Source organism: Klebsiella sp. CN_Kp100 (assembly GCF_040065315.1).
In the GTDB taxonomy this organism is placed as follows: domain Bacteria; phylum Pseudomonadota; class Gammaproteobacteria; order Enterobacterales; family Enterobacteriaceae; genus Klebsiella; species Klebsiella oxytoca.
Map to the genome: position 1 here is coordinate 269,591 of NZ_JBEAIJ010000058.1, position 24,495 is coordinate 294,085.

Genomic DNA, 24,495 nt, shown 5'->3' on the forward strand with positions numbered 1-24,495 from the left:
TCATCGTATTTTCTTATCGTAGGATTCAGGCCATCTTTTGCGTAAAAATACGATTGCGCCCGGCATTTTTCGCCTGAATCATATAATCGTCGGCAGCCATCAGCAGCTGGTTGAACAGATCCGTAATTCTGGCGGCGCCAAGCGGCTGGCTCTCGAGCCCCATGCTGATAGTCAGCTGGATTTTGCTCTGTCCCCAGGTGAAAGTTTGCGCTTCAATGCCCTGGCGAATTTTTTCTGCCAGCAGCCGCGCTTCCTGACCGGATGAGGTCAGCGCTGCGACGGCAAACTCTTCCCCGCCGATACGCGCGACTATGCCCTCTTCTCCCACCAGCTGCCGCACCTGCTGCGCAAACTGGGCCAGCATACAGTCGCCGCATTCATGTCCCCAGCGATCGTTGACCTGCTTGAAGCCGTCGATATCCAGCACCATCACCGTTAGCAGCGTATTTTCCGCGATCGGCTGGCGCTTCAGCGCTTCGCTTAACCCAGAGCGGGAATAGACCCGAGTCTGGAAGTCAAAGTCGGCACGCAGGGCCAGCTGTTTGACCAGATTATTAATCGCCTCAACGCTGGAAGCGACGATAACGGGGCTTATCAGCATCGCAGCGATCCCCAGACGCGTCGAAAACAGCTGCCACGGCTGCATCCGGCTATCGGGCGAAAGGTGGATAAGCGAGTTCGCCACCAGCAGAATTTCGCTAATGCCGGTAATAAAGGTCAGCAGACAGGTCAGCGGCAGCGGGTAGCGAATAGCGCACCAGATCAGCGCCGGTAACGGGAAGGTGATGCTCCCGGCGCCGCCAACCGCTACGCCGAGCACAATCGACAGCACCAGCGCAATCGCCGGCAGCAGCTGGCGCAGGCGAAAACGCCCGAACGCCGACGGGAGCGTGAGGGTCAAGATAAACGGCAGGATCAGCACGGCGGTTGAGAACTGTTCGCTAAACCAGTCCGCCAGCTGCGGGATAAACGTTGCGCGCTCGACATCTACCGACCCCAGCGCGCCCACGGCGGCGCAGAGCAGCGCCGCCAGCAGGCAGTAGCAAAACAGGCTAAGCGCATTAATCGGTCCCGGCATCGAATCCGTCCGGCGCTTGTCCCATAAAATGAGCTGCGCCAGAGTGACAATAAAAACGAGATTGGAGAAGTTGATCAGGAAGGAGGCGAAGCCCATCCCCCAGCGCGAGGTTAAACCGTCATATACCAGCATGGCGGCAAAACAGATGGCGTAAAAATAACTGCGATTTAGCCAGATATAACGCGCAAAAATCCCCGCCATTACCGCATTCAGCGGCCAGAAAAACGACAGTTCTTGTACCAGACGCAGCATCGCGCCAAAGAAATGCAGGAGTAGCGTTAAAGTGAACAACACCAGCGCATCACGCACGGGTTGTTCCTCACGAAACAGCGTGAATGACCGAATCGACAGTGGAGACATTCATGATTATCCGTCTAATTGTTTCAGGCAATTATTATGTTAATAATTAGTTAGCGGTTCATCATATCATGAGAATAATTATCAGGCATATACCGACGCCCGATGAATTACGCTCTGCCGCGGTCCGGCGAGTTCATCTGGATCACCAGCCAGTGGTGGATCACCTGCACCACGTAGCGCTGTTCTGCCTCGCTGAGGCCCCGCCCCCGAGGGATAGCGTGCCACTTTTCCAGGCAGCCGCGGCAGCAGGTCGCGGTGGCGTGCTGGGCGATGAATACCGGGTGTCCGCGCATCGGAGTCTGTTTGCCATCGTTAGGAATTTGCGCCGGAGCCAGGCGCCTGGCGATAAAATCCGCCGCGTGCTGGTCGATAACTTCCGCCCCCTTATCATAGCAATACTGCCGTTCCTTTACGCCGAGGCGAAAGCGGGAGCGAAAAGTGGAACGCTGCAGGCGGGCGAACAGATTTTCTATGGGCACCATCAGAATACCGACCTCCCCAGTTTTTGCGTCAGTTTTTCCAGTAAAGCGATCCCGGCCAGCGAGTTCCCGGCGTCATCGAGCTCGGGGCTCCAGACCGCAATCGCCATCTCCTGCGGAACGATGGCCACAATCCCGCCGCCGACGCCGGATTTCGCCGGTAAACCGACGCGCCAGGCAAACTCACCGGCGTTCTGGTACATGCCGCTGGTCATCATCAAAGCGTTGACCTGCCGCGACTGAATCGGCGCGATAATCGGCGTCGCAAGATGCGGGGCGATACCCCGGTCGGCAAGGAACAGAAAGGTACGCGCCAGCTCTACGCAGCTCATCTCCAGCGAACAGTAGTGAAAATAGTTTTGCAGTACCGTGGCAACATCGTTGTGAAAGTTGCCGAAGGATTTCATTAACCAGGCAATGGCGGCATTACGCGCCGAATGATCGAACTCCGAGCGGGCGACCACCGGATCGTAGGCAATATCGCTCACCCCGCTCAGGCGCCGCACGATTTCCAGCATCCGCTGACGGGGCGCGCTAAGACGGCTTTGCAGCATATCGCAGACCACCAGCGCCCCGGCGTTAATAAACGGGTTACGCGGTTTGCCTTGCTCAATTTCCAGCTGCAACAGCGAATTAAAAGGCTGGCCGGAGGGATCTTTACCCACCCGCTGCCAGATCTCCTCTTCCTGATAGTGGTTCATCGCCACCACCAGACTGAGGACTTTGGAGATAGATTGAATCGAGAAACGCTCGTGGGCGTCACCGGCGCTGCAGTGCTGACCGTCCACCGTACAGATTGCCACGCCGAGCTTATCGCCGCTGACCCTGGCCAGGGCAGGAATATAGTCCGCCACTTTACCGCGGCCAATCAGCGGCCTGACTTCAGCCAGAATGGCATCGAGCATTGCGTTATTAATTACCGTCGCCACGCGCGGCTCCTTGCCAACATCAAAATTCGGGCGGTAATTATAGGCGCACCTGTCGCGAAGAAACAGCCTCTTTGTTACTCCTGCATCGCCAGGGTGAAGGGTCGCTCGTCAGCGGGGCCTGTCAGGGCGACCAAACCGGCAAATCGCACGAATCGGTAGCCCGGGTCAGGCGTTAGCCGCAACCCGGGGATTTTTCCGCAGTCTAGCGGCGATCTCTCCAGACGGTCTGCACGTTGCAGAATTCATGCAGACCAAAATGGGAGAGCTCGCGGCCAAATCCGCTTTTCTTCACGCCGCCGAACGCCACGCGGGCATCGCTGGCGCAGTAGCCGTTAATAAACACGCCGCCGCACTCCAGCTCATCGGCAAAGCGTTGGGCCTGTGCTTCGCTGGTGGTATATACCGTTGCAGAAAGGCCAAACTCGCTATCGTTCGCCAGCGCCAGCGCGTGGTCGGCATCGCGAGCTTCGGTAATTGTCGCCACCGGGCCAAACAGCTCCTGGCGGAAGCCGGTCATCTCAGCGGTGACGTTGCCCAGCACCGTCGGCGCATAGTAGTTGCCCGCGCCGGCGATTTTTTCCGCGCCCAGCAGCAGGGTCGCTCCTTCTTTTAAGGTCGCGCGCACCTGCTCATGCAGCTCATCGCGCAGATCGAAACGCGCCATCGGCCCGATGTAGTTCTGTTCATCGCGCGGATCGCCCATTTTGAGCGCGGCGACGGCGGCGACAAATTTCTGCGTAAAGGCCTCGGCAATGCCCGCCTCGACGATAAAACGCTTCGCCGCGGCGCAGACCTGCCCGGTGTTCTGGTAGCGGCCGATCACCGCCGCTTTCACCGCCTCGTCGAGGTCGGCATCGTTGAGCACGATAAACGGATCCGAACCGCCCAGCTCCAGGACGCATTTTTTCAACGCCGCGCCGGCCTGCGCGCCAATCGCCTTCCCGGCCCGCACGCTGCCGGTAACGGTCACGGCGGCGATACGCGAATCGTTGATCATCTGCGAAACGCTATCGTTGGTGGCATTCACCCAGCCAAACACCCCGGCCGGAACGCCGGCTGCGGCAAAGATTTCACCGATCATCGCCGCGCTTCCCAGTACGTTTGGCGCATGCTTAAGCAGATAGCTGTTGCCCGCCAGCAGAATCGGTACCGCGCCGCGAAGCACCTGCCACACCGGGAAATTCCAGGGCATGATGGCGAGGATAGCGCCCATCGGCCGGTACTCAATGACCGCTTTATTATCTTCAACCAGCGTCGCTTCGGTTTTGAGCATCGCTGGTCCGTGCTCGGCATACCAGTCGCAGAGATTTGCCGATTTCGCGACTTCCCCGCGCGCCTGAGCGATCGGTTTTCCCATCTCCAGGCTAATCATTTGCGCCAGCGCTTCGCCGCGCGCGCGCATCGCGTTACCGACATGACGCAGCGCTACCGCGCGTTCCGCAACGCTAACGTTGCGCCACTGACGATAAGCTTGTTCCGCAAGGGCAACGGCCGAATCAACTTCTTGTTCGCTCGCCCAGGGCAGAGACGATATGGTTTCACCTGTGGTCGGGTTCACGGAAACCGCATGAGTGGCAGATACATTCATCGTTAATCTCTCTGTGTTGATTGCGAAGTGACCTTATTCTGGCTTACCCTACCCTTCATTAAAAATGAATAATATTAAGCAACCTGTTCACAAAAGAAGAATGCCATGGACCTGACCCAGCTTGAAATGTTTAACGCCGTCGCCAGCACCGGCAGTATTACCCAGGCCGCGCAGAAGGTGCATCGCGTGCCGTCGAACCTGACCACGCGCATTCGCCAGCTGGAGGCGGATCTCGGCGTAGAGCTGTTTATTCGCGAAAACCAGCGTCTGCGCCTGTCGCCTGCCGGGCATAGCTTTTTACGCTATAGCCAGCAGATCCTCGCCCTGGTAGATGAGGCGAGAATGGTGGTCGCCGGAGATGAACCTCAGGGGCTGTTTTCCCTCGGCTCGCTGGAAAGTACCGCCGCCGTGCGCATTTCACCAACCCTGGCGCACTTTAATCAACGTTACCCCAAAATTCATCTGGCCCTCTCCACCGGCCCTTCCGGCACCATGATCGACGGCGTCCTGGAGGGAAACCTGAGCGCGGCGTTTGTTGACGGCCCGCTGGTGCATCCGGGGCTTGAGGGGTTACCGGTATTTCCCGAAGAGATGATGATCGTCGCGCCCTTTGGCCACCCGCCCATTGCGCGCGCCAGTGAAGTGAATGGCGCCAGCGTCTATGCGTTTCGCGCCAACTGCTCCTACCGCCGCCATTTTGAAAGCTGGTTTCATGCCGATCGCGCCACGCCGGGACGCATCCATGAAATGGAGTCCTACCACGGGATGCTGGCTTGCGTCATTGCCGGCGCCGGTCTGGCGCTGATCCCACGCAGTATGCTGGAGAGCATGCCGGGCCATCAGCAGGTTTCCGCCTGGCCGCTGGCGGAAGAGTGGCGCTGGCTGACCACCTGGCTGGTCTGGCGGCGGGGGGCGAAAACCCGTCAGCTCGACGCGTTTATAGCGCTGCTGAACGAAGATCGGCAAGCAGCATCTTCTCCATAAAGATGCTTAACGGATCCGGCTGATACGGCGCAAAGGCGCTGCGGGTCTGGTAACCATTGCGCGTATATAACGCAACGGCGGCGTGCTGATGGATGCCCGTTTCCAGGCGCACGGTATGGCATTCGCGATTTATCGCCTCTTCCTCCAGCGCGGCCAGCAGTCGTTCTCCCAGTTGCTGCCCGCGATGGGCCGGGTGAATAAACACCCTTTTCATCTCGCCAACCCCCTCTTCGCCGAGCACGATCGCCCCGCAGCCGACGGCCTGGCGCTGCGTATCGCGAATAAGAAGCGCAATAACCGACTCCGCCGGTAGCGCGCTCAGGTCGATCAAATGGTTGCTCTCCGCCGGATAGAGCGTCTGCTGATACGCGTCCAGTTCGGCAATTAAGGCCATCAGATCCGGGTGGTTTTGCGGGGTTGGGGTGATTGTGTACATAGAGAAGCTCCTTTTTGACCATACTTTAGCGCGGAGCGTCTCGCAGGCGGCCATAGCATTAACTTATCGCTTCACACCTCGCTTGCGCTTCCCCCTAAAGTGGCAGTAATTTTGCGTCATGACGACATTTATCAGGAACAAACCATGAATACCAAAGCGCGCAAGGTCATGATTATCGGGGCAGGCAACGTCGGCGCCTCTGCGGCCTATGCCCTGTTGAATCAGAATATTTGCGAGGAGTTAATCCTCGTGGACCTGAATAAAGCCCGCGCCGAAGCGCACGCCCAGGACCTGAGCGATGCGGCGGCCTACATGCCGGGGATGATGACGATTTCCTCGCGGGAAGCCAGCGACTGCGCCGATGTTGATATTGCGGTGCTCACCGTTTCCGGCGGCGCGCTCAAACCGGGCCAGACTCGACTGGACGAACTGACCAACACGGCGACAATTGTAAAAAGCCTCATTCCGCAAATGATGAGCGGCGGTTTCAACGGTATTTTTTTGATTGCCACCAACCCCTGCGACATCATCACCTGGCAGGTATGGCGGCTTTCAGGTCTGCCGCGCAGCCAGGTGCTGGGTACCGGCGTCTGGCTGGATACCACGCGCCTGCGCAGAGTGCTGGCTCAGGAGCTGGATATCGGCGCGCAGAGCATCGACGCCTTTATTCTCGGCGAGCATGGCGACACCCAGTTTCCGGTCTGGTCGCACTCAGCGGTTTACGGCGCCGCCATCGGCGATGTGTACCAAAAGCATACTGGTCAAATTCTCGACCGGGAGCGGATTGCGGAAAAGGTGCGCAGGCTGGGATTTGAAATTTACGCCGGTAAAGGCTGCACCGAATACGGCGTCGCCGGGACTATCGCCGAAATCTGCCGCCATATTTTCACCGGCAGCCATCGTGCGCTGGCGGTATCGTGCATTCTGGATGGCGAGTACGGCATCACCGGCGCGGCGGCAGGCGTACCCGCGGTGCTTACCCAAAGCGGCGTACAGCAGATCATTGAGCTGCAGCTGGCCGATGATGAAGCAGAGAAGTTCCGCCGCTCTGTGGAAGTGATTAAAGCCAATATCGCCCGCCTACCGTAACCCGCTTTCCCGGCTAGTCGGCAATGATCAGCCGGGGATGGATATGCCCCAGCAGTTCACGCGTCTCTTCCGGCAGATGATTATCGGTGATGATATCGGTGAGCGAGTCAAGATGGGTGATGTTAAACAGCGACCAGGCGCCGTATTTTGAGCTGTCCGCCAGCAGAATGCGCCGCCGGGCGTTCGCGATTAAATCCCGCTTCAGCGCCGCTTTTTCTTCCGTTGGCGAGGTTACGCCCTTCTCCAGATCCCAGCCGTTGCAGCTGACGAAGGCCAGATCGGGCCAGATATTTTGCAGCAGGCGGCGTCCGTGATCGCCGATGCAGGACTGGCTGCTGTCGTCGATGCGTCCGCCGATGATGGTAACTTCAATTTGCTTAAATTCCGAGAGAAACAGGGCGATATGCAGATCGCTGGTGATCACCCGCAGCGGCAAGTGGGTTATCTGCCGGGCAAGTTCGATCATCGTGGTTCCGGCATCGAGGACGATGGCGTCCCCGGCCTTGACTAACGCCGCCGCCGCGCTGGCGATGGCGTATTTTTCCTGCAGACTGCGCTGGGACTTCTCCTGGGTGGTGGGCTGTGAAGGAATAAACCGGTTGAGCGTGACGCCGCCGTGGGTACGGCTGATGACCCCTTCCTGATCGAGCTTAATCAGGTCGCGGCGAATCGTCGCCGGCGAGGCGTGAGTCGCCGCCACCAGCTGGTCCACTGTCACCAGATTATGGCTCTTCAGAAAATCCATAATCTGCTCTAACCGGTTATATCCCTTCATGTTATTCCTGTGCGATTTGCATGGCGAGCTCAATAGAGGTTGCCATGCTGTCAGACTTAGCTTTACCTGTCCAGGCAATATCAAACGCCGTGCCGTGGTCTGCGGAAGTGCGGATAAACGGCAGTCCGGCGGTAATATTTACCCCATCATAAAATCCAAGTAATTTTAGCGGAATATGCCCCTGATCGTGATACATCGCGACCACCATATCAAACAGACCTTCGTGACACTGCATAAATACCGTGTCCGGCGGGCATGGCCCGGTCACGTTGAGCCCTCTGGCCTTCATCGCTTCAACGGCCGGACCTACGATACGAATCTCTTCATCGCCAAACAGACCGTTTTCCCCGGCGTGAGGGTTCACTCCGGCAACGGCAATGCGCGGATTAGTGAAACCCACCCGGCGCAGGAAGCTATCGGCGATGCCGATCACCGTTTCAACTCGCGGCTGGTTCAGATTATCAAGGAATTTTCGCAGCGCCACGTGGGTAGAGATATGGATCACTTTGAGCTTATCGGTATATAACACCATCGCAAAATCTTTGGTTTGCGTCAGATGGGCGAGCATTTCGGTATGTCCCGGGAAGTTGTGCCCGGCCAGATGCAGCGCTTCTTTATTGAGCGGCGCGGTAGCGATCGCAAACACTTCCCCCGCCATCGCCAGCGCGGTCGCTCGCTTGATGCAGCGGTAAGCTAAATCCCCCGCCTGCGCCTGCACTTCCCCCGCGCGCAGTCCTTGCGGATCGGCCAGCGGCTCGTCGATAACGTTAATCGTGCCCGCGCTGAACTGCGCCTGTTCCGGACGATCAATGATACGCAGCTCGGCGGGCGGGGTTATCCCCATCGCCAGGATCCGCCGCAGCGTCTGCGCGCAGCCCACCACCACGACCGGCGCGCCGTTGAGTTTCCCCTCAACCAGCGATTTGATAATAATTTCCGGGCCAATGCCTGCCGGGTCTCCCATCGTTACCGCAATGATGTTAGTCACTCATTTTCTCCTCAATAAAATTCACAACCTCCAGCAGGGTGGTTTCCGTTCCGAATCCGCCTGCCTTGGTCATTACCGGCCGCTGCCAGCTACTACCCAGAAAATTGCCGAACGGCACGCATTGCGCCACCCGGCCTGTAATATGAAATCCGCTGGCGTCCAGCGCCTGCGCTACGGCGATCGCCACGTCGCCGCCGGATAAATAGAGCGCTCCCGGCTGGCTCTGCGCGATGGCCAGCGCGCTGACCCGCGCCAGGTATGCGCAGATGCGCTCGCCAAGGGCGGTGCGATCGACCCCATGCCGACGACACAAGGCTTCAACCGCCTTTCGCGCCTCGCTATCGGGTCGGGTGGTGATAACGCAATGATTATTTTCGCTCAATACCGCCACGATACGCCGGGCATCAAGGGCGGCATCGCCGTCAAAGGCCATAGCCACATCAATGTCGACCCGCCGGACGCGCGGATGCTCATTAAGACGGGCAACCTGCTGTTGCGCGATTTCGCTCATTGAACCGACCACCGCCAGCAGCGGGCCGTGCGGCATAGTCGCCAGCCGACGCGCCAGGGCGTCGCATAGCCCCGCAGACCCCACCAGCAGCACCCGCTGCTCGCACAGAGCGACCGTGGCGATAATGGCGTCCAGCTGCTGGTTTTCTTCGGCATCGACGATCAGCACCCGCGGCGTCTCAACCGCTTGTTCCAGCTCTGCCGCCAGCCCGGGGACCGTTGTCCTACGGCACAGCAAATCGCTTTGTTGGGCGACCACGGCGGCGATATCCGCGCTGCTGACCGGCGTTTTCGGGTCGGTCGCGAACTCGGTTTCATTCACCGGCGAGCCGTGCACATAGCACAGCCCCCGGCGCGTCACCCGGCCAGCCGCCGGAAAAGCCGGCGCCAGAACCGCTACGGCGCAGTTCAGCGCGTGCATCGTTGCTTCCAGCTCGGCGCCGAGATTGCCGCGCAGCGTGGAGTCGATTTTTTTCACCGTCCAGCGCGGCTGAAAACGCGGCAACACCGCCTGTAAAAGATGCGTGATGCGCCGTGCCGCCTCTGCGGCGGGCTGCGCGCGGCTGTCGCTATTGAGGATTAGCGCCTGCGCCTCTCCCTGGTAGCTGGCGCTAAACGCCACTTCCGCCCGCATCCCCGTCTCCGCCAGGCTGACTCCCGCGTCATTTGCGCCGGTAAAGTCATCCGCCAGAACCAGCACCTTGTTATCGCCGCTGCCCATCATGTTCCCTTTTCAAGCTGTTCGAAATTGATAATGATTATATTCAATCACAATTGATTAAATGTGAGCAAGCTCAAGTTATTAAATCTCGCTATAAATTATAACTTCATCCCACAATGTGAGTGACCCGAACAATAGATGATTAAGTTTAATCATCCATAAGACAGGAGAAAGAAGTGGCAACCATTAACAGCACCCTGATTAGCGGCGCGGGCGCGTTTACCGCCCTGCTACCGCTGCTGACCGGCAAACAGCGCATTTTGCTGGTCACCGATGCCAACGTTGGCAAACTCGATGCCGCACGGCAGATCCGTACGCTTCTGGAAGACGAAGGGCGTCAGGTTCAGATCGTTGATTCCGTACCCGCAGAGCCAAGCCAGCATGATATGACGCAAATTCTGCGCCTCGTCAGCGCTAACCAGCCGGAGCTAATTGTCGGGATTGGCGGCGGTAGCGTTCTGGATATGGCCAAGCTGCTCTCGGTTCTGCTGCATCCCGACTCGCCGGGGCTTGAGGCACTGCTGGCCGGCGAAAAGCCGCAGCAAAAGGTGACCTCGTTATTAATTCCCGCCACTGCCGGCACCGGTTCCGAAGCCACGCCGAACGCGATCCTGGCGATCCCGGAACAGAATACGAAGGTGGGAATTATCTCCCCGGTTCTGCTGCCGGATTATGTTGCCCTGCTGCCGGAATTAACCACCAGCATGCCCGCGCATATCGCCTCCTCTACCGGCATTGACGCGCTGTGTCATCTTATTGAGTGCTTTACTTCGACCGTTGCCAATCCGGTTAGCGATAACGCGGCGCTGATTGGCCTGCGCAAGCTGGTGCGCAACATCGAGCTATCGGTGAGCGAGCCGCACAATCTGGCGGCGAAGCTGGAGATGCTGTGGGCCTCTTATTATGGCGGTGTGGCTATTAACCATGCGGGCACTCATCTGGTTCATGCCCTTTCCTATCCGTTAGGCGGCAAATATCACCTGCCGCACGGCGTGGCTAACGCCATTTTGCTGGCGCCTTGTATGAAGGTGGTGCGCCCACACGCGGTGGCGAAATTTGCCCAGGTCTGGGATCTGCTCCCTGAAGCCGACCTGACGCTTAGCGAAGAAGAGAAATCCCATGCGCTGGTCGCCTGGCTCGCCGCGCTGGTGAAACGCCTGCAACTGCCCGATAACCTTGCCGCGCTGGGCGTACCGCCAGAGAGCATCAGCGAACTGAGCGAAGCGGCGCTGAACGTCAAGCGTTTACTGAATAATGCGCCATGCAGCGTTAACCAGGATCAGGTTGAAGCGGTTTACCGCACCCTGTTCCCCGCACAATAACACCAGGGAAGAGATGAAATGAGCAATTCAATTACCGGCGTTCTGACCGCCATCGTCACGCCTTTTACCGCAGAGGGAGCCGTGAATATCCCGGCGCTAAGGCAGCAGGTACAGCGCCAGCTCGCCGCGGGCAACGCTATTTTTTGCGGCGGTACCAACGGCGAATTCTTTGTGCTGAATGAAGCGGAAAAAATCGCCGTCGCTAAAGCCTGCGTGGATGAAGTTGCCGGTCGGGCGCCGGTGGTGGCGCATATTGGCGAAGTGTCAACTCGCGAAACGATCCGCCTGGGTCAACAGATCGAACAACTGGGCGTTGACGCGGTCTCCGTGATTACCCCCTGGTTTGTGCCGCTAAAGCAGGATGAGCTGATCGCCCACTATACCGCCATTGCTGACGCCCTGAGCGTACCGGTATTTCTCTACAACATCCCGGCGCGCACCGGCAACACCATTGAACCGCAAACCGCGCGCGCGCTGGCGCAGCATCCGAACATTATCGGCGTCAAAGACAGCGCCGGCAGCTACGAAAGCCTGAAGGGTTTCCTCGATGCGGTCCGGGATATCGCCGATTTTGACGTGCTGAACGGCCCTGATTCGCTGATACACCAGGGTTTTGTTGATGGCTGCTCCGCCTGTATTTCCGGGCTGGCAAACGTCGCGCCAAAAGAGATCAACGCCATCTGGGCAAATTTTAAAGCGGGCAATGTTGAGGGCTCCCGCCAGGCTCAGGAGAGCGTCACCGGTCTGCGCACCGATCTTTATAAAGTTGCGTTCTCGCCGGCGGCGGTAAAAAAAGCGCTGCAGCTGATGGGCCACGATGTTGGCGACAGTCGCTACGCGGTGAGCTTCACCTCGGCGCAGTGCGCGGAAATTAATCAAATTATTGCCAAATATATTTCCTGACGATAGCGGAAATAGTTAATTAAATTTCCGGCACTGGTGTAAGCAAAAATCAGTGCCGGCAATATTTAATATTTTATATATAACGTCTTACGTAGCGTAAGGGATGTTTCAATGTTTATATGGATGCTTGACCCTGAAATATGGTTGACGCTGGTAACGCTCACCTTTCTGGAGATTATTCTCGGGGTCGATAATATTATCTTTCTCTCGCTGGTAGTGGCCAAACTGCCACCGCATCAACAAAATGTTGCGCGTAAGTTGGGATTAAGCGGCGCAATGGTTATGCGCGTGCTATTGCTGGTATCTATTGCCTGGCTGGCGCATATAACGGTGCCGCTGTTTACTATTGCGCATTTTGTCGTATCGGTGCGCACTATCATTTTATTTGTCGGTGGTTGTTTCCTTATTTACAAGTCACTGCAGGAGATACGCGGTGAACTGCAGCTGGAAGAAGAGTCGCACGGCGGCGGACTGCGTCAGCTTTCGCTGGCGGGCGCGGTTGTCCAGATTATGCTGCTGGATATTGTCTTTAGCCTGGATTCAGTTATTACCGCAGTCGGTTTGTCGCAACATATTTTCATTATGATTACGGCAGTCATTATTGCTGTTGGCATTATGATGTTCGCGGCAAAGACCATTGGCGATTTTGTCAATAACACACCAACGATGAAAATGCTCGCTTTAACCTTTTTGTTGCTGGTGGGGATATTACTGGTCGCGGATAGTCTGGAGATACACATTGCAAAAGGTTATCTCTATTTTGCCATTTTCTTTTCGCTGGCGGTGGAAACGCTCAATATTATTCGTAATAAAAAAATCATTAAGGCTTCGCAGCCCGCAGAAGCTTACGACTCATTACAGCTAAACAAATAGAACCCTACTGAAAATAACGGAGTATGAATATGTCTGTAACCGCAATTCGTGACGGAATCATTAATCAGCATGAACAGGACGCGCGGGTCGAAACCGCGATGTTACCGTCATCCTGCCCGCAAAACCATGCGGCAAACCTGCTGCCGCTGCCGGACGGCTCCCTGATGTGCGTCTGGTTCGGCGGTACCCAGGAAGGCGTTGCCGACATCTCCGTTTGGGGATCGCGTCTGCTGCCCGGGAGCCGCCAGTGGAGCGATGCGGTCAAATTGTCTGATGACGCCAGCCGTTCCGAGCAAAACCCGGTGCTGTTTCTGGCGCCGGATAACGTGCTATGGCTGCTGTGGACCGCGCAGATCTCCGGCAACCAGGATACCGCCATCGTGCGCTATCGCCAGTCAACGGATCTGGGTCAAACCTGGGGCGAGATTGCCACCCTGCTCGATAAGCCCGGCACCTTTATTCGCCAGCCGATCACCGTCCTCGACAACGGCAACTGGCTGCTGCCGGTCTTCTACTGCCGCACTCAACCGGGTGAAAAATGGGTTGGCAACGACGATATCAGCGCCGTCAAAATCTCCTCCGATTGCGGCAAAACCTGGCGCGACGTCGAAGTCCCGCAAAGCCTGGGCTGCGTACATATGAACATCACCGCGCTGCCGGGCGGCACGCTGGTTGCGCTGTTCCGCAGCCGTTGGGCCGACAATATCTACTACAGTCAGTCCGTCGATAACGGCGAAAGCTGGTCAGTGCCTGAACCGACTGAACTGCCCAATAACAACTCATCTATTCAGGTGACTACCCTCGCCAGCGGCGAACTGGCGCTGGTCTTTAACCACATGAGCGCCGCCGGCGCGCGGGAACGCCGGGCATCGCTTTACGACGAAATCGACGATGGCGATAACAGCCGTAAAGAGCCGGAAGTGACCAGCGGGCGTTCGGCCTTCTGGGGAGCGCCGCGCGCGCCGATGACCGTAGCCATCTCCGCCGACGGCGGTAAAACCTGGCCATGGCAGCGCAACCTCGATGAAGGCGACGGCTACTGCATGACCAATAACTCGCTGGATAAGCGCAATCGCGAGTTCTCCTACCCGAGTATCAAACAAGGGGCGGACGGCACGCTGCACATTGCCTACACCTGGTTCCGCCAGGCGATTAAATACGTGCACGTTTCGCCCGAGTGGGTGAAGGAGTCCGCACGATGATCGTCGGCAACCTTAACGCCCTGCCGCTGGCAGGGCTTCCCCCGGCGCTGCGGCAGATCCTCTCCCTTCCGCAAGCCTCGCTAGCGGCGCTGAGCGGCAGGCCGGACGGCCGCTGGCAGCCGGAAAACTGTCGCTGGTATTGCAATATCGGCGAAGCGCATACCCAGCCGACCGCCCAGCGGCACACCGAATATCACCATCAGTGGGCCGATATTCAGGTGATGCTGGCGGGCTGCGAGGTGATTAACGCCGGAATGCTCTGCGTCGCGCAGGATAGCGATGAAGAGCGCAAGCCGGATCTGTTTATCGCCCGCGATAGCCCGTTGCCGGTATCCATCACCCTGTATCCCGGTGATTTTGCGATATTTCTGCCCGGCGAACCCCATCAGGCGCTGTGCGCGGTAGACGTGCCGTCAACGGTACGCAAAGCCGTATTTAAAGTGCCGAGCGACATGCTGGAAGGGTAAATAAGAAGGAGAAATAACAATGACAATGGAAATGATTCTGGCGCTGGGCATTCTGGTGCTAATGATAGTTCTTATTATGTCAGACAAAATGGCGTTTGGCGCACCGCCGCTGCTCGCCTGTCTGCTATTGGTTGTGACAGGGCTCTCCAACGTTCAGCAGGCCTTTGCCGGGTTTGTTAACTCAAGCGTCATTATGATCGCCGGCTTTATGGTGGTGATGGCGGCGCTGCAGAAAACGCGGCTGATCGGTAACGTAAAATCGGCGATGGTTAATCTGGTAAATAAAGGCAGCTATAAAAGCTACGCGCTGCTACTGGTGATTGTCATGATTGGCGCCAGCCTGGCGGGTACCGGTTCAACCGGCTACTACGTGCTGATTCTGTCACTGGTTTCGACCATCCCCTACAGCAAGAAGCTGCCGACCTCAAAGCTGATGATGCCGCTGGGATTCGCCACCAATCATCCTCTGTTCCCGGTTAACGTCGCGCTGCTGTTTGGCGTCACCGCCACGGTACTGCAAACCGCCGGTTTCAACGAGGAGATTTCAATGGTGAAATTTGCTCTGGTCAATCTGGTGATGTCGCTGGCCTTTTTGGCCTGGTGCCTGGTTGCGTATCGCTTTTTACCCGATCACCCGATCGCCGATGCCTCCGAGGAAGCGATGGCGGTACGCGAAGAGGAAGCCGTGGTGCTGCCCGCATGGAAAGAGTATTGCACCGTTGGCGCCTTTGCGTTCAGCGTCGTGGGTATGATGCTGATGAACCAGTTAGGCAACATCGCCTATGTCGTACCGGGTCTCGCCGCTGCCTTCGTGATGATGATTAACGTTGTCGACTTCAAAGAGGTTCGCGATCATATGGGCGCGCCGGTTATCCTGATGATGGCCGGGGTGATCGGCGTCGCCGATGCGCTGGCAGGCACGGGCTTCACGGCAATGGTCGGCGATGCGGTGGCAGGCGTGCTCGGCGCAAACGTATCGCCCTTCGTGTTTATTTTTATCTTTGCGCTACTGACCAGCACCTGCTCAACCTTTACCGGGTCGAACATGGGCTCGGTGTATATCTTCGCGCCGATCGCGATCGCCGCCTGTACCAGCCTCGGCCTCAACCCTACCGCAGCCGCGATTGCGGTGGTCATTTCTGGCTGGAACGGTGGCTATATGCCGATTGACGGTATGCCGGCAATGATTCTGGGAATGGGGAAATATAAATTACCGGAATTCTGGATATTCTCGGTGCCGATGTACTTAATACGGATTCTGGCACTGTGCGTCGGCGCGATTGTGATATTCCCGATGTAGTTTTCTCTTCAATCTGTTCTGGTCTGACCCGATAGTGGCTCTGGTTTTTCGTGGAGTACGCAGGAGACGTTTGCCCAACACGCGGGGATGGATAAGGGATCGGCAGGTTTATTGCCGATCCCTTTTTATTTTGCGTACTCGCCTGACGTTATTTCACGTAGCGTGATTACGCCATTTAAATAGGTTACCGCCTGGCCGCTCATTAATACCCGCTCGCCCTTTAGCTCGCAGCGAATATCACCGCCGCGCGCGGAAACCTGCCGCGCCAGCATCTGGGTTTTGCCCAGCTTCGCACGCCAGTAGGGGATCAACATGGTATGCGCAGAACCGGTTACCGGATCTTCCCACACCGCTTCTCCCGGGGAGAAAAAGCGGCTGACGAAGTCATATTCGCCGCTGCCTGCGGCGGTAACGGTAACTTTATGCTCACCCGGGATCATCGCGGTAATATTCGGCCGCAGGGCTTCTAGCAGGTCGCGAGAGGCCAGCTCGATAAGCCATGCGCGTCCCTTACCCGCGTGCAGATAGCTATCAATACCCAGCGCGGAGAGCATCGCGGCGGGCGGCTCACCCTCCTGCGTTTCTCCCGCCGGGAAATCCAGCGTCAGCCACTCGCCTTCACGGCTCACGGTCAGGCGACCGGAAGCGGTCGCGAAGTGAATGACCGCGTCAGGATAATCCAGGTGATGAAATATCACATGCGCGCTGGCAAGCGTAGCGTGGCCGCAGAGATTGACCTCGTTGCGGGTGGTAAACCAGCGAAGCGCAAAACCATCGCTTTCTGGCACCACGAACGCGGTTTCCGACTGGTTGTGCTGCTGCGCCATGTTAAGCAGCAGCGCATCCGGCAGCCACTCTTTAAGCAGGCATACCGCCGCCGGATTGCCGGCAAAAGGCTGGTCGCTGAAAGCCGCCACCAGATAAAAAGGGATTTCCGTCACCCGGCCTCCTTAACGCAGCGTAATCGTGCCGATTAAATAGGTCGTCGCCTGACCGCCGATCAGAACCCGCTCGCCCCGCCACTGGCAGCGCAGATCGCCGCCGCGGGCCGAAACCTGCCGCGCCTGCATCTCCGTTTTGCCGAGCTTTTCGCCCCAGTAGGGAATCAGCATGCTGTGGGTCGAACCGGTCACCGGATCTTCCGCCACCGCCTCGCCCGGGCAGAAGAAACGGCTGACAAAGTCATACTCTTCATCCGCAGCGCTGATACAGATCATTTTACCGAGGCGCTGGAGTCTCTGCATATCCGGGCGCACGGCTTCCACCTGCTGGCGGTTGGCCAGAATCACCAGATAATCGCGCGCCACGCGTATCTCCTGCGCTTCGCGCAGTCCGAGCCCGGCCAGCAGTTCCGCAGGCGGCTGCTCAACGGCGGTCGTCGCCCAGGCCGGGAAATCCAGGGTCAGCCAGTCGCCGCTGCGCGTGACGCGAAGCTCGCCAACAAAACGGGTGCTAAAGACAATCGTTGATGACGGGTGATCGAAATATTCAAAAATCACGTGCGATGCCGCCAGCGTCGCATGGCCGCAAAGGTTGATCTCATCCAGCGTGGTAAACCAGCGCAGCTCGTATCCTTCATCGGTGCGGACGAAAAACGCCGTCTCCGACTGATTATGCTGTTGCGCCATTTTCAGCAACGTTTCGTCCGGCAGCCATTCGGTGAGCGGGCAAACCGCCGCTGCGTTGCCGCCAAAGCTATGGTCGCTGAACGCATCGACCAGATAAAAATTAATTTCCTGCATCGTTTGGTCCCTTCATCTTTTTTACTTATCGATAACATGACATAAACGGGATAATTGCACACCTTTTATAAGAAAATTAATCCGTTAGGTTCAGGTTTTTCCTTCAACCAAAAATGAGACTCAGATCACAAAATGGTTGTGTTTTAGGCAGCGATCGTTTTAAGATCGTGCCACTTCTTTCCTCTTTGTAACCAGCCCTGAACTTATGATGACAAATACGGTTTCACGCAAGGTCGCGTGGCTGCGCGTAGTCACGCTTGCGATTGCGGCATTTATTTTTAATACCACCGAATTTGCGCCCGTTGGCCTGCTGTCGGACATTGCTGACAGCTTCGGCATGGAAACGGCGCAGGTGGGGATTATGCTGACGATCTACGCCTGGGTCGTCGCGCTGATGTCGCTGCCCTTTATGCTGTTGACCAGCAAGATGGAGCGCCGTCGTCTGCTGGTTGGCCTGTTTATTCTGTTTATCGCCAGCCACGTGCTGTCGTTCCTGGCATGGAACTTTAACGTGCTGGTGATCAGCCGTATCGGTATCGCTTTTGCCCACGCGGTATTCTGGTCGATTACTTCAGCGCTGGCGATTCGTATGGCGCCAGCCGGTAAACGGGCTCAGGCGCTGAGCCTGATTGCTACCGGTACCGCGTTGGCGATGGTTTTCGGTATCCCGATCGGCCGTATCGTCGGGCAGTACTTTGGCTGGCGCACCACCTTCCTGGTTATTGGCCTGGGAGCGCTGATCACCATGGTATGCCTGATCAAGCTGCTGCCCAGGCTGCCGAGCGAGCATTCAGGTTCGCTGAAAAGCCTACCGGTGCTGTTCCGCCGCCCTGCGCTGCTGAGTATTTATTTACTGACGGTGATTGTGGTGACCGCGCACTATACCGCCTATAGCTATATTGAACCGTTCGTTCAGACGGTCGCCGGCCTGAGCGGCAACTTCGCGACCGTGCTGCTGCTGACGCTGGGCGGCGCGGGTATCGTCGGCAGCATTCTGTTTGGTAAGCTCGGCAACCTGCATGCTTCCGGATTAATCAATGCGGCGATTGGCCTGCTGCTGGCGTGTCTGCTACTGCTGCTGCCCGCCTCGCACAACGCTAACCACCTGATGCTGCTGAGCGTCTTCTGGGGCGTGGCGATCATGATTATCGGGCTTGGTATGCAGGTTAAAGTGCTGGCGCTGGCGCCGGATGCAACCGACGTGGCGATGTCGCTGTTTTCGGGGATCTTTAATATCGGCATCGGCGCTGGCGCGCTGGTGGGCAGTCAGGTCAGTACCCATCTGTCGATGGCGTCGATTGGCTATGTCGGCGCGATCCCGGCCGTCGTCGCGTTAATGTGGGCGGTGATGATTTTCCGCCGCTGGCCGATCTCGCTGGATGACCATCAGCCGCATCACTCCTGATCGTTCGACTAAAAAAAGCCTGCCGGTTGCAAAACGGCAGGCTTTTTTATTTTTCCTGTCGACGCAAAGTCGTCAGGCGTGATAGGTCGAAATAATCTCCAGCACGCCGTTGATGATGAATTGCACGCCCATACAGACCAGCAGGAAGCCCATCAGGCGGGAAATCGCCTCGATACCGCCCTTCCCGACCAGACGCATAATCGCTCCGGAGCTGCGCAGGCAACCCCACAGAATAATGCCGACCAGCGCAAAAGTAATCGGCGGCGCCGCCAGCACGACCCACTCCGGGAAGTTTGCTCCGTGCTTCACCGTCGACGCCGAGCTGATAATCATCGCGATCGTCCCCGGCCCTGCGGTGCTCGGCATCGCCAGGGGAACGAATGCAATATTGGCCGTCGGTTCATCTTCGAGCTCTTCCGATTTGAGCTTAGCTTCCATCGAATCATGGGCCTTTTGCTGCGGAAACAGCATCCGGAAGCCGATAAAGGCGACAATCAGCCCCCCGGCGATACGCAGTCCGGGAATCGATATGCCAAAGGTGTTCATCACCACCTGCCCGGCGTACCACGCGACCATCAGGATGGCGAACACGTAGACCGAGGCCATCAGCGACTGCCGGTTACGCTCGGCGTTATTCATGTTTCCGGCCAGGCCAAGGAACAGCGCCACGGTAGTCAGCGGGTTTGCCAGCGGTAGGATCACAACCAGTCCCAGGCCTATCGCTTTAAAAAGATCCATCATAGTGAGTTAAAGTCCTGTAAATATTGGATTATCAAAAAATGACGCGCGCCGAGTATAGCGTCGGTTGTCAGAGTAGCGCGAGTTCCCGGCAGAATGTATCCATCATGCAATAAATCATAAGACAACCGCGCCAAATAGAGTGACCTGCATCACAACTATCCGTTTTAGCAAATCGTGGCATCGGCTTATTCATCAGGTTGACTTATATTTGCCTAGGCAATAATATCTCCCGCAACTAAGTCATTGCCTGGGCAACCATCGTGAAAAGTACAAGCGACCTGTTTAACGAAATGATCCCCCTCGGACGCTTGATCCAGATGGTTAACCAGAAAAAAGATCGCCTGCTCAACGACTACCTCTCACCGATGGATATTACGTCCACCCAGTTTCGGGTGCTCTGTTCCATTCGTTGCGAAGTGTGTATTACCCCCGTTGAGCTGAAAACCGTCCTTTCCGTCGATCCGGGCGCCATGACGCGCATGCTTGACCGCCTGGTCTGTAAAGGCTGGATTGAACGGTTACCCAACCCGACTGACAAGCGTGGCGTACTGGTGCAGCTAACGCCAGACGGCGCAGCCCTTTGTGAGCAGTGTCATCAGGTTGTGGGTCAGAAATTGCACCAGGAACTAACAAAAAATCTGTCGACGGATGAAGTGGCCACTCTTGAGTGCCTGCTCAAAAAAGTTCTGTCGTAATAAGAAGAGGTAAGATGATGTCCAGACGCAATAACGACGCCATCACTATCCATAGTATTTTGTCGTGGATCGAGGATAACCTGGAATCGCCCCTGTCGCTGGAGAAGGTTTCAGAGCGCTCAGGTTACTCCAAGTGGCACCTGCAAAGAATGTTCAAGAAAGAGACCGGTCACTCGCTGGGACAATATATCCGCAGCCGTAAACTGACCGAGATTGCGCAGAAGCTGAAGCAGAGCAACGAGCCTATCTTATACCTGGCCGAGCGCTATGGCTTTGAGTCGCAGCAAACGCTGACGCGGACTTTCAAAAACTATTTCGATGTTCCGCCGCACCAGTATCGTATTACTAACGTGCCGGGCGAGTCGCGCTACCTGCTCCCGTTGAACAACTGTTGTTAACCGCCTGCAAAAAAGACGTATTGAGGAAATCATGAAACTATTCGCTTCCGCCGCCATCGTGCTATTGGCGCTGGTCTCCAGCCAGAGTTATGCGGAGCAGACCACCACTCCGGTTCGCCACAACAACCGGGATGCGATGATTATTCCTTCCGAGCATAATGATTCGCCTTTTGATTTCAATCACATGGCTTCGGGCAGTGATAAATCAGATGAACTGGGCGTACCCTATTACAACCAGCAAGGCCTGTAAAATCCCTTTAGCCCCGTCACCGGGGCTTTTTTTTATCCTCTCGCCATTCCCGGACGCACGATCCGCAGGCCGAAAACGTTGATATACAGCCCGGCCATAATGAGCACGGCCCCCAGCAGTTGCAGGCTATTCAGCGTTTCGCCGAGCAGCATGGCGGCGCTGGCCATTCCCACCACCGGCACCAGCAGCGACAGCGGCGCTACGCGCCAGGTCTCATAGCGACCGAGCAGCGAACCCCAGATCCCATAGCCGACAATCGTCGCAACAAACGCCAGATACAGTAGCGACAGAATCGTTACCCCATCGATATGCAGCAGGCTTGCCGCCATGATCTGCGGACCATCGAGAAGCCAGGAGGCCAGCATAAAAGGCAGCACCGGGATCAGCGCGCTCCACACGACTAAAGACATAATCGGCGGCCGGCTCGCATGGGACATGATTTTTTTATTGAAGATGTTGCCGCAGGCCCAGCTCAGCGCCGCCGCCAGGGTCAGCATAAAGCCCACCAGCGGAACATGCTGTCCGCCGAGGCTGGCCTCGACCAGCACCAGGACGCCGAAAATCGCCAGTGCGATACCTGCCAGCTGTTTCGCCTGCAAACGCTCGCCGAAGATAAACGCGCCAAGAATAATGGTAAAAAAGGCCTGCGCCTGCAGCACCAGCGAGGCCAGCCCGGCAGGCATACCGAGGCTAATCGCGCAAAACAGAAACGCAAACTGGCCAAAGCTAATCGTCAGACCGTAGCCCAGCAGCAGAGTGAGCGGAATTTTTGGCCGCGCGACGAAGAGCAGCGCCGGGAAAGCCACCAGCAAAAAACGCAGCCCGGCAAGCATCAGCGGCGGCATATTATGCAGCCCCAGCTTAATCACCACGAAATTCAGCCCCCATACCACCACCACCAGTAATGCCAGCAACCCGTCTTTTCGCGTCATACCCTGCCTCGGTTGTTATTGGATTTTTTGTGAACAAAATCAAACTACAGAATAATTCGTCCGCCGCCTAGATCATTATTTTCGGTAGGTCGCTGGCGTGCTTTTCATCACCGATGGGAACTATACAAGCTTCGGTTAGCATGCTATTTGTGATCGGGACAACAAAAATAACATCACTTCAGGCAAGGAAAAAATGATACCGACACTCAGGCGCTCAACGGCGGCGCTGCTGGCTTCGTCGTTGCTGTTAACGATAGGCCGCGGCGCAACGTTACCTTTTATGACGATCTACCTCACCCGACAGTACCAGCTGGAGGTGGATAAAATCGGCTATGCGCTGTCGAGCGCGCTGATCGTCGGGGTACTGTTCAGCATGGGGTTTGGCATTCTCGCCGATAAGTTCGATAAAAAGCGCTATATGACTCTCGCCGTGCTGGCGTTTATTGGCGGTTTCATCGCTATTCCGCTGGTCAATAGCGTCGCGCTGGTGGTGTTTTTCTTCGCGCTGATTAACTGCGCCTACTCGGTATTCTCCACCGTCCTGAAAGCGTGGTTCGCCGACGTGCTGTCGCCGGAAAAGAAGGCGCAGATTTTTTCCCTTAACTACACCTTTCTTAATATTGGCTGGACCGTTGGACCGCCGATCGGCACTCTGCTGGTGATGTACAGCATTAACCTGCCGTTCTGGCTGGCAGCGGGCTGCGCCGCGCTGCCGCTGGTGTTTATTCAGCTGTTTGTCCAGCGCACCAGCGCCGCGATTGCTGAGGATAATGCGGTCCAGTGGTCGCCTTCGGTGCTGCTGCGCGATCGTGCGCTACTGTGGTTTACGCTCTCCGGCCTGCTGGCGTCATTCGTCGGCGGCTCTTTCGCTTCCTGTATTTCCCAGTATGTGCTGGTGGTAGCGGACAGCGATTTTGCTGAAAAAGTGGTTGCCGTGGTACTGCCGGTCAACGCCGCCGTCGTGGTGGCGCTGCAGTACGCGGTCGGCCGTCGCCTCACCGCGCGTAATATTCGCCCGCTGATGACCTTTGGTACGGTCTGTTTTGTACTCGGACTGGGCGGTTTTGTTATTTCCGATAATAGCCTGCTGCTGTGGGGCCTCTCTGCCACCGTCTTTACGCTCGGTGAAGTGATCTACGCGCCGGGTGAATATATGCTGATCGATAACATTGCTCCGCCGGGCATGAAGGCCAGCTACTTTTCCGCCCAGTCGCTGGGCTGGCTGGGAGCGGCTTTTAACCCGATGCTGACCGGGACGATTCTGACCCATCTGCCGCACTGGTCGCTGTTTGCAATATTGATGCTCGCTATTATTGCCGCCTGGCTGATGATTTTCCGTGGGATGAACGTACGCCCGTGGAACGGTAGTGCGGTCGCCCGCGCCTGAGCCCAGGCGCCGTGCGGCTGTCAGGTTGCTGTCGCCCCCCTGTCGGGTTTCGATCGTGGTTGCCGACAGCCCGCTCAACAATACTCCATCTCAGGTTTTTCACCCGGAGAGAGTCACGATGAACAGTAGCAATCAGGTTAAACAATTACGTTTACAGCGCGCCTGGTCCCAGGAGCAGCTCGCCGAGCTGGCGGGCGTGAGCGTGCGGACCATTCAGCGCATTGAGAACGGGGACCGCCCCGGTCTGGAGACCCTTAGCGCGCTTGCGGCAGTCTTTGAAGTTAACGTCGCCGAGATTAGCGGCGATTCGCCGGAAGGCCATGACGAATCGCTGGATTTACGCATTGAGGAAGCCAAAGCGCGTGTCGAACGCGAAAGCCGTTTTTACCGTTCACTGACCGTGGCGGTCGTGGTTTGCGTCCTGCTGGCGGTGCTGAACTGGCTGACCGGCGCGGACAGCTACTGGTCCGCATGGGTGGCGATCATCTGGGGGGCGTTGCTGGCGGTAAAAGGATTACGCCTGTTTGTGTTTGGCGAATGGATCAAAAACTGGCGTCAGGCGCGGCTGCAGCGGCTGCTGCGAAAGTAACCTACTGAGCGATGGTGCGCGCTTCTCCCGGGGGCGGCGCAAAGCGCCTTGCCCGGGCTACGGGCCCATCGCCGTCTGCAAGCTGTAGCCCGGACAGATGCGCCGCATCGCCTCCGGAAAACTATATCCACTGTGGCCTCTGATCAGCTCCCGGGGGCGGCGCAAAGCGCCTTTCCCGGGCTACGGGCCCATCGCCGTCTGCATGCGGTAGCCCGGACAGATGCGCTGCATCGCCTCCGGGAAACCATATCTAATGTGGCCTCTGATGAGCTCCGGGGCGGCGCAAAGCGCCTTGCCCGTATATGGACACCTCCCGTTATGCAAGCCATCTCTGCATTTTGTGTAACGGGGT

Annotated in this window: 26 protein-coding genes; 14 read left to right on the forward strand and 12 right to left on the reverse strand. The window is 57.2% G+C overall.

Translation table 11 applies throughout. The annotated features are described in order from the left end of the window. Positions 1–25: 25 nt before the first annotated feature. The 4 genes from ABLV12_RS25805 to sad form a co-directional block, all read right to left on the reverse strand. The gene (locus ABLV12_RS25805) at positions 26–1,438 is read right to left on the reverse strand and encodes a GGDEF domain-containing protein (RefSeq protein WP_064395856.1); all 1,413 of its coding nucleotides are present in this window, start codon (positions 1,436–1,438) and stop codon (positions 26–28) included. A 107-nt stretch (positions 1,439–1,545) separates the two neighbouring features. Continuing rightward, on the reverse strand, positions 1,546–1,920 hold the full coding sequence (locus tag ABLV12_RS25810; protein ID WP_004102313.1) for a DUF4186 domain-containing protein: 375 nt from the start codon (positions 1,918–1,920) through the stop codon (positions 1,546–1,548). Beyond that, entirely contained in the window at positions 1,920–2,846 is a 927-nt protein-coding gene (gene glsB, locus ABLV12_RS25815) for a glutaminase B (protein WP_348867460.1), read from the reverse strand. The genes ABLV12_RS25810 and glsB overlap by 1 nt, the downstream gene beginning before the upstream one ends. A 202-nt stretch (positions 2,847–3,048) precedes the next feature. After that, positions 3,049–4,434, reverse strand: a complete 1,386-nt coding sequence (gene sad / locus ABLV12_RS25820; protein ID WP_064395854.1) for a succinate-semialdehyde dehydrogenase — start codon at positions 4,432–4,434, stop codon at positions 3,049–3,051. Positions 4,435–4,539: 105 nt separating this feature from the next. Between sad and ABLV12_RS25825 the strand changes: the two genes are divergently transcribed. After that, complete coding sequence (locus ABLV12_RS25825) at positions 4,540–5,418, forward strand: LysR family transcriptional regulator (RefSeq protein ID WP_004102317.1); 879 nt, start codon at positions 4,540–4,542, stop codon at positions 5,416–5,418. On the opposite strand, the gene ABLV12_RS25830 is transcribed toward ABLV12_RS25825, so the two are convergent. After that, positions 5,372–5,854 carry a GNAT family N-acetyltransferase gene (locus ABLV12_RS25830; RefSeq protein ID WP_004102318.1) on the reverse strand — a complete coding sequence of 161 codons (483 nt, stop codon included), beginning with the start codon at positions 5,852–5,854 and terminating at the stop codon, positions 5,372–5,374. The two genes, ABLV12_RS25825 and ABLV12_RS25830, sit on opposite strands and share 47 nt — an antisense overlap. A 144-nt stretch (positions 5,855–5,998) precedes the next feature. Between ABLV12_RS25830 and ABLV12_RS25835 the strand changes: the two genes are divergently transcribed. Further along, positions 5,999–6,943: an L-lactate dehydrogenase gene (locus tag ABLV12_RS25835; RefSeq protein WP_004102319.1), complete on the forward strand. Its 945-nt coding sequence runs from the start codon at positions 5,999–6,001 to the stop codon at positions 6,941–6,943. 13 nt (positions 6,944–6,956) lie between these two features. Here the strand turns inward: ABLV12_RS25835 and ABLV12_RS25840 are convergent, their stop codons facing one another. The 3 genes from ABLV12_RS25840 to ABLV12_RS25850 are packed head-to-tail and all read right to left on the reverse strand — an operon-like array spanning position 6,957 to position 9,937. Continuing rightward, positions 6,957–7,718 (reverse strand): DeoR/GlpR family DNA-binding transcription regulator, encoded by a 762-nt coding sequence (locus ABLV12_RS25840; protein WP_004102327.1) that lies wholly within the window; start codon positions 7,716–7,718, stop codon positions 6,957–6,959. Between the two features lies 1 nt (position 7,719). Then, positions 7,720–8,706, reverse strand: coding sequence for a D-threonate 4-phosphate dehydrogenase (locus ABLV12_RS25845; RefSeq protein WP_004102329.1), 987 nt, complete (start codon positions 8,704–8,706; stop codon positions 7,720–7,722). Further along, on the reverse strand, positions 8,699–9,937 hold the full coding sequence (locus ABLV12_RS25850) for a four-carbon acid sugar kinase family protein (RefSeq protein ID WP_348867464.1): 1,239 nt from the start codon (positions 9,935–9,937) through the stop codon (positions 8,699–8,701). The genes ABLV12_RS25845 and ABLV12_RS25850 overlap by 8 nt, the downstream gene beginning before the upstream one ends. A gap of 176 nt (positions 9,938–10,113) precedes the next feature. On the opposite strand from ABLV12_RS25850, the gene ABLV12_RS25855 reads away from it, so the two are divergent. The 6 genes from ABLV12_RS25855 (at position 10,114) to ABLV12_RS25880 (ending at position 16,004) form a co-directional block, all read left to right on the forward strand. Then, a complete protein-coding gene (locus tag ABLV12_RS25855) occupies positions 10,114–11,259 on the forward strand; it encodes an iron-containing alcohol dehydrogenase (RefSeq protein WP_348867461.1) in 1,146 nt (381 codons plus the stop codon). Positions 11,260–11,277: 18 nt separating this feature from the next. Beyond that, positions 11,278–12,162 (forward strand): dihydrodipicolinate synthase family protein, encoded by an 885-nt coding sequence (locus tag ABLV12_RS25860; protein ID WP_032728313.1) that lies wholly within the window; start codon positions 11,278–11,280, stop codon positions 12,160–12,162. Positions 12,163–12,273: 111 nt separating this feature from the next. After that, positions 12,274–13,035 carry a TerC family protein gene (locus tag ABLV12_RS25865; protein ID WP_348867462.1) on the forward strand — a complete coding sequence of 254 codons (762 nt, stop codon included), beginning with the start codon at positions 12,274–12,276 and terminating at the stop codon, positions 13,033–13,035. Positions 13,036–13,064: 29 nt separating this feature from the next. Continuing rightward, on the forward strand, positions 13,065–14,237 hold the full coding sequence (locus ABLV12_RS25870) for an exo-alpha-sialidase (protein ID WP_032728314.1): 1,173 nt from the start codon (positions 13,065–13,067) through the stop codon (positions 14,235–14,237). Continuing rightward, positions 14,234–14,704: a YhcH/YjgK/YiaL family protein gene (locus tag ABLV12_RS25875; protein ID WP_064395841.1), complete on the forward strand. Its 471-nt coding sequence runs from the start codon at positions 14,234–14,236 to the stop codon at positions 14,702–14,704. The genes ABLV12_RS25870 and ABLV12_RS25875 overlap by 4 nt, the downstream gene beginning before the upstream one ends. A gap of 19 nt (positions 14,705–14,723) precedes the next feature. Continuing rightward, the gene (locus ABLV12_RS25880) at positions 14,724–16,004 is read left to right on the forward strand and encodes an SLC13 family permease (protein WP_004113290.1); all 1,281 of its coding nucleotides are present in this window, start codon (positions 14,724–14,726) and stop codon (positions 16,002–16,004) included. Positions 16,005–16,129: 125 nt separating this feature from the next. Here ABLV12_RS25880 and ABLV12_RS25885 read toward each other — a convergent pair whose 3' ends face one another. After that, positions 16,130–16,945, reverse strand: a complete 816-nt coding sequence (locus ABLV12_RS25885; protein WP_064372168.1) for a PhzF family phenazine biosynthesis protein — start codon at positions 16,943–16,945, stop codon at positions 16,130–16,132. Positions 16,946–16,954: 9 nt separating this feature from the next. Further along, complete coding sequence (locus ABLV12_RS25890; RefSeq protein WP_004102346.1) at positions 16,955–17,746, reverse strand: PhzF family phenazine biosynthesis protein; 792 nt, start codon at positions 17,744–17,746, stop codon at positions 16,955–16,957. A 205-nt stretch (positions 17,747–17,951) separates the two neighbouring features. Here ABLV12_RS25890 and ABLV12_RS25895 point away from each other — a divergent pair, with 205 nt between their 5' ends. Beyond that, positions 17,952–19,151, forward strand: a complete 1,200-nt coding sequence (locus ABLV12_RS25895) for a sugar transporter (protein ID WP_023321061.1) — start codon at positions 17,952–17,954, stop codon at positions 19,149–19,151. 72 nt (positions 19,152–19,223) lie between these two features. Here ABLV12_RS25895 and ABLV12_RS25900 read toward each other — a convergent pair whose 3' ends face one another. Continuing rightward, entirely contained in the window at positions 19,224–19,892 is a 669-nt protein-coding gene (locus ABLV12_RS25900) for a MarC family NAAT transporter (RefSeq protein WP_004102348.1), read from the reverse strand. A 260-nt stretch (positions 19,893–20,152) separates the two neighbouring features. Here ABLV12_RS25900 and marR point away from each other — a divergent pair, with 260 nt between their 5' ends. From marR to marB, 3 genes are read left to right on the forward strand one after another with little or no spacing between them, the layout of a single operon-like run. Further along, complete coding sequence (marR, locus tag ABLV12_RS25905; RefSeq protein WP_004102349.1) at positions 20,153–20,587, forward strand: multiple antibiotic resistance transcriptional regulator MarR; 435 nt, start codon at positions 20,153–20,155, stop codon at positions 20,585–20,587. 17 nt (positions 20,588–20,604) lie between these two features. Further along, positions 20,605–20,985 (forward strand): MDR efflux pump AcrAB transcriptional activator MarA, encoded by a 381-nt coding sequence (gene marA / locus ABLV12_RS25910; protein ID WP_004102351.1) that lies wholly within the window; start codon positions 20,605–20,607, stop codon positions 20,983–20,985. A 31-nt stretch (positions 20,986–21,016) separates the two neighbouring features. Beyond that, the gene (marB, locus tag ABLV12_RS25915; RefSeq protein ID WP_004102353.1) at positions 21,017–21,235 is read left to right on the forward strand and encodes a multiple antibiotic resistance protein MarB; all 219 of its coding nucleotides are present in this window, start codon (positions 21,017–21,019) and stop codon (positions 21,233–21,235) included. A gap of 32 nt (positions 21,236–21,267) precedes the next feature. Here the strand turns inward: marB and eamA are convergent, their stop codons facing one another. Further along, entirely contained in the window at positions 21,268–22,167 is a 900-nt protein-coding gene (gene eamA, locus ABLV12_RS25920; protein WP_064395838.1) for an O-acetylserine/cysteine exporter, read from the reverse strand. A gap of 193 nt (positions 22,168–22,360) precedes the next feature. On the opposite strand from eamA, the gene ydeE reads away from it, so the two are divergent. After that, on the forward strand, positions 22,361–23,554 hold the full coding sequence (ydeE, locus tag ABLV12_RS25925; protein ID WP_064395836.1) for an efflux MFS transporter YdeE: 1,194 nt from the start codon (positions 22,361–22,363) through the stop codon (positions 23,552–23,554). Positions 23,555–23,672: 118 nt separating this feature from the next. Continuing rightward, positions 23,673–24,143 (forward strand): helix-turn-helix domain-containing protein, encoded by a 471-nt coding sequence (locus ABLV12_RS25930; protein ID WP_016808778.1) that lies wholly within the window; start codon positions 23,673–23,675, stop codon positions 24,141–24,143. The last annotated feature ends 352 nt before the right edge of the window (positions 24,144–24,495 follow it).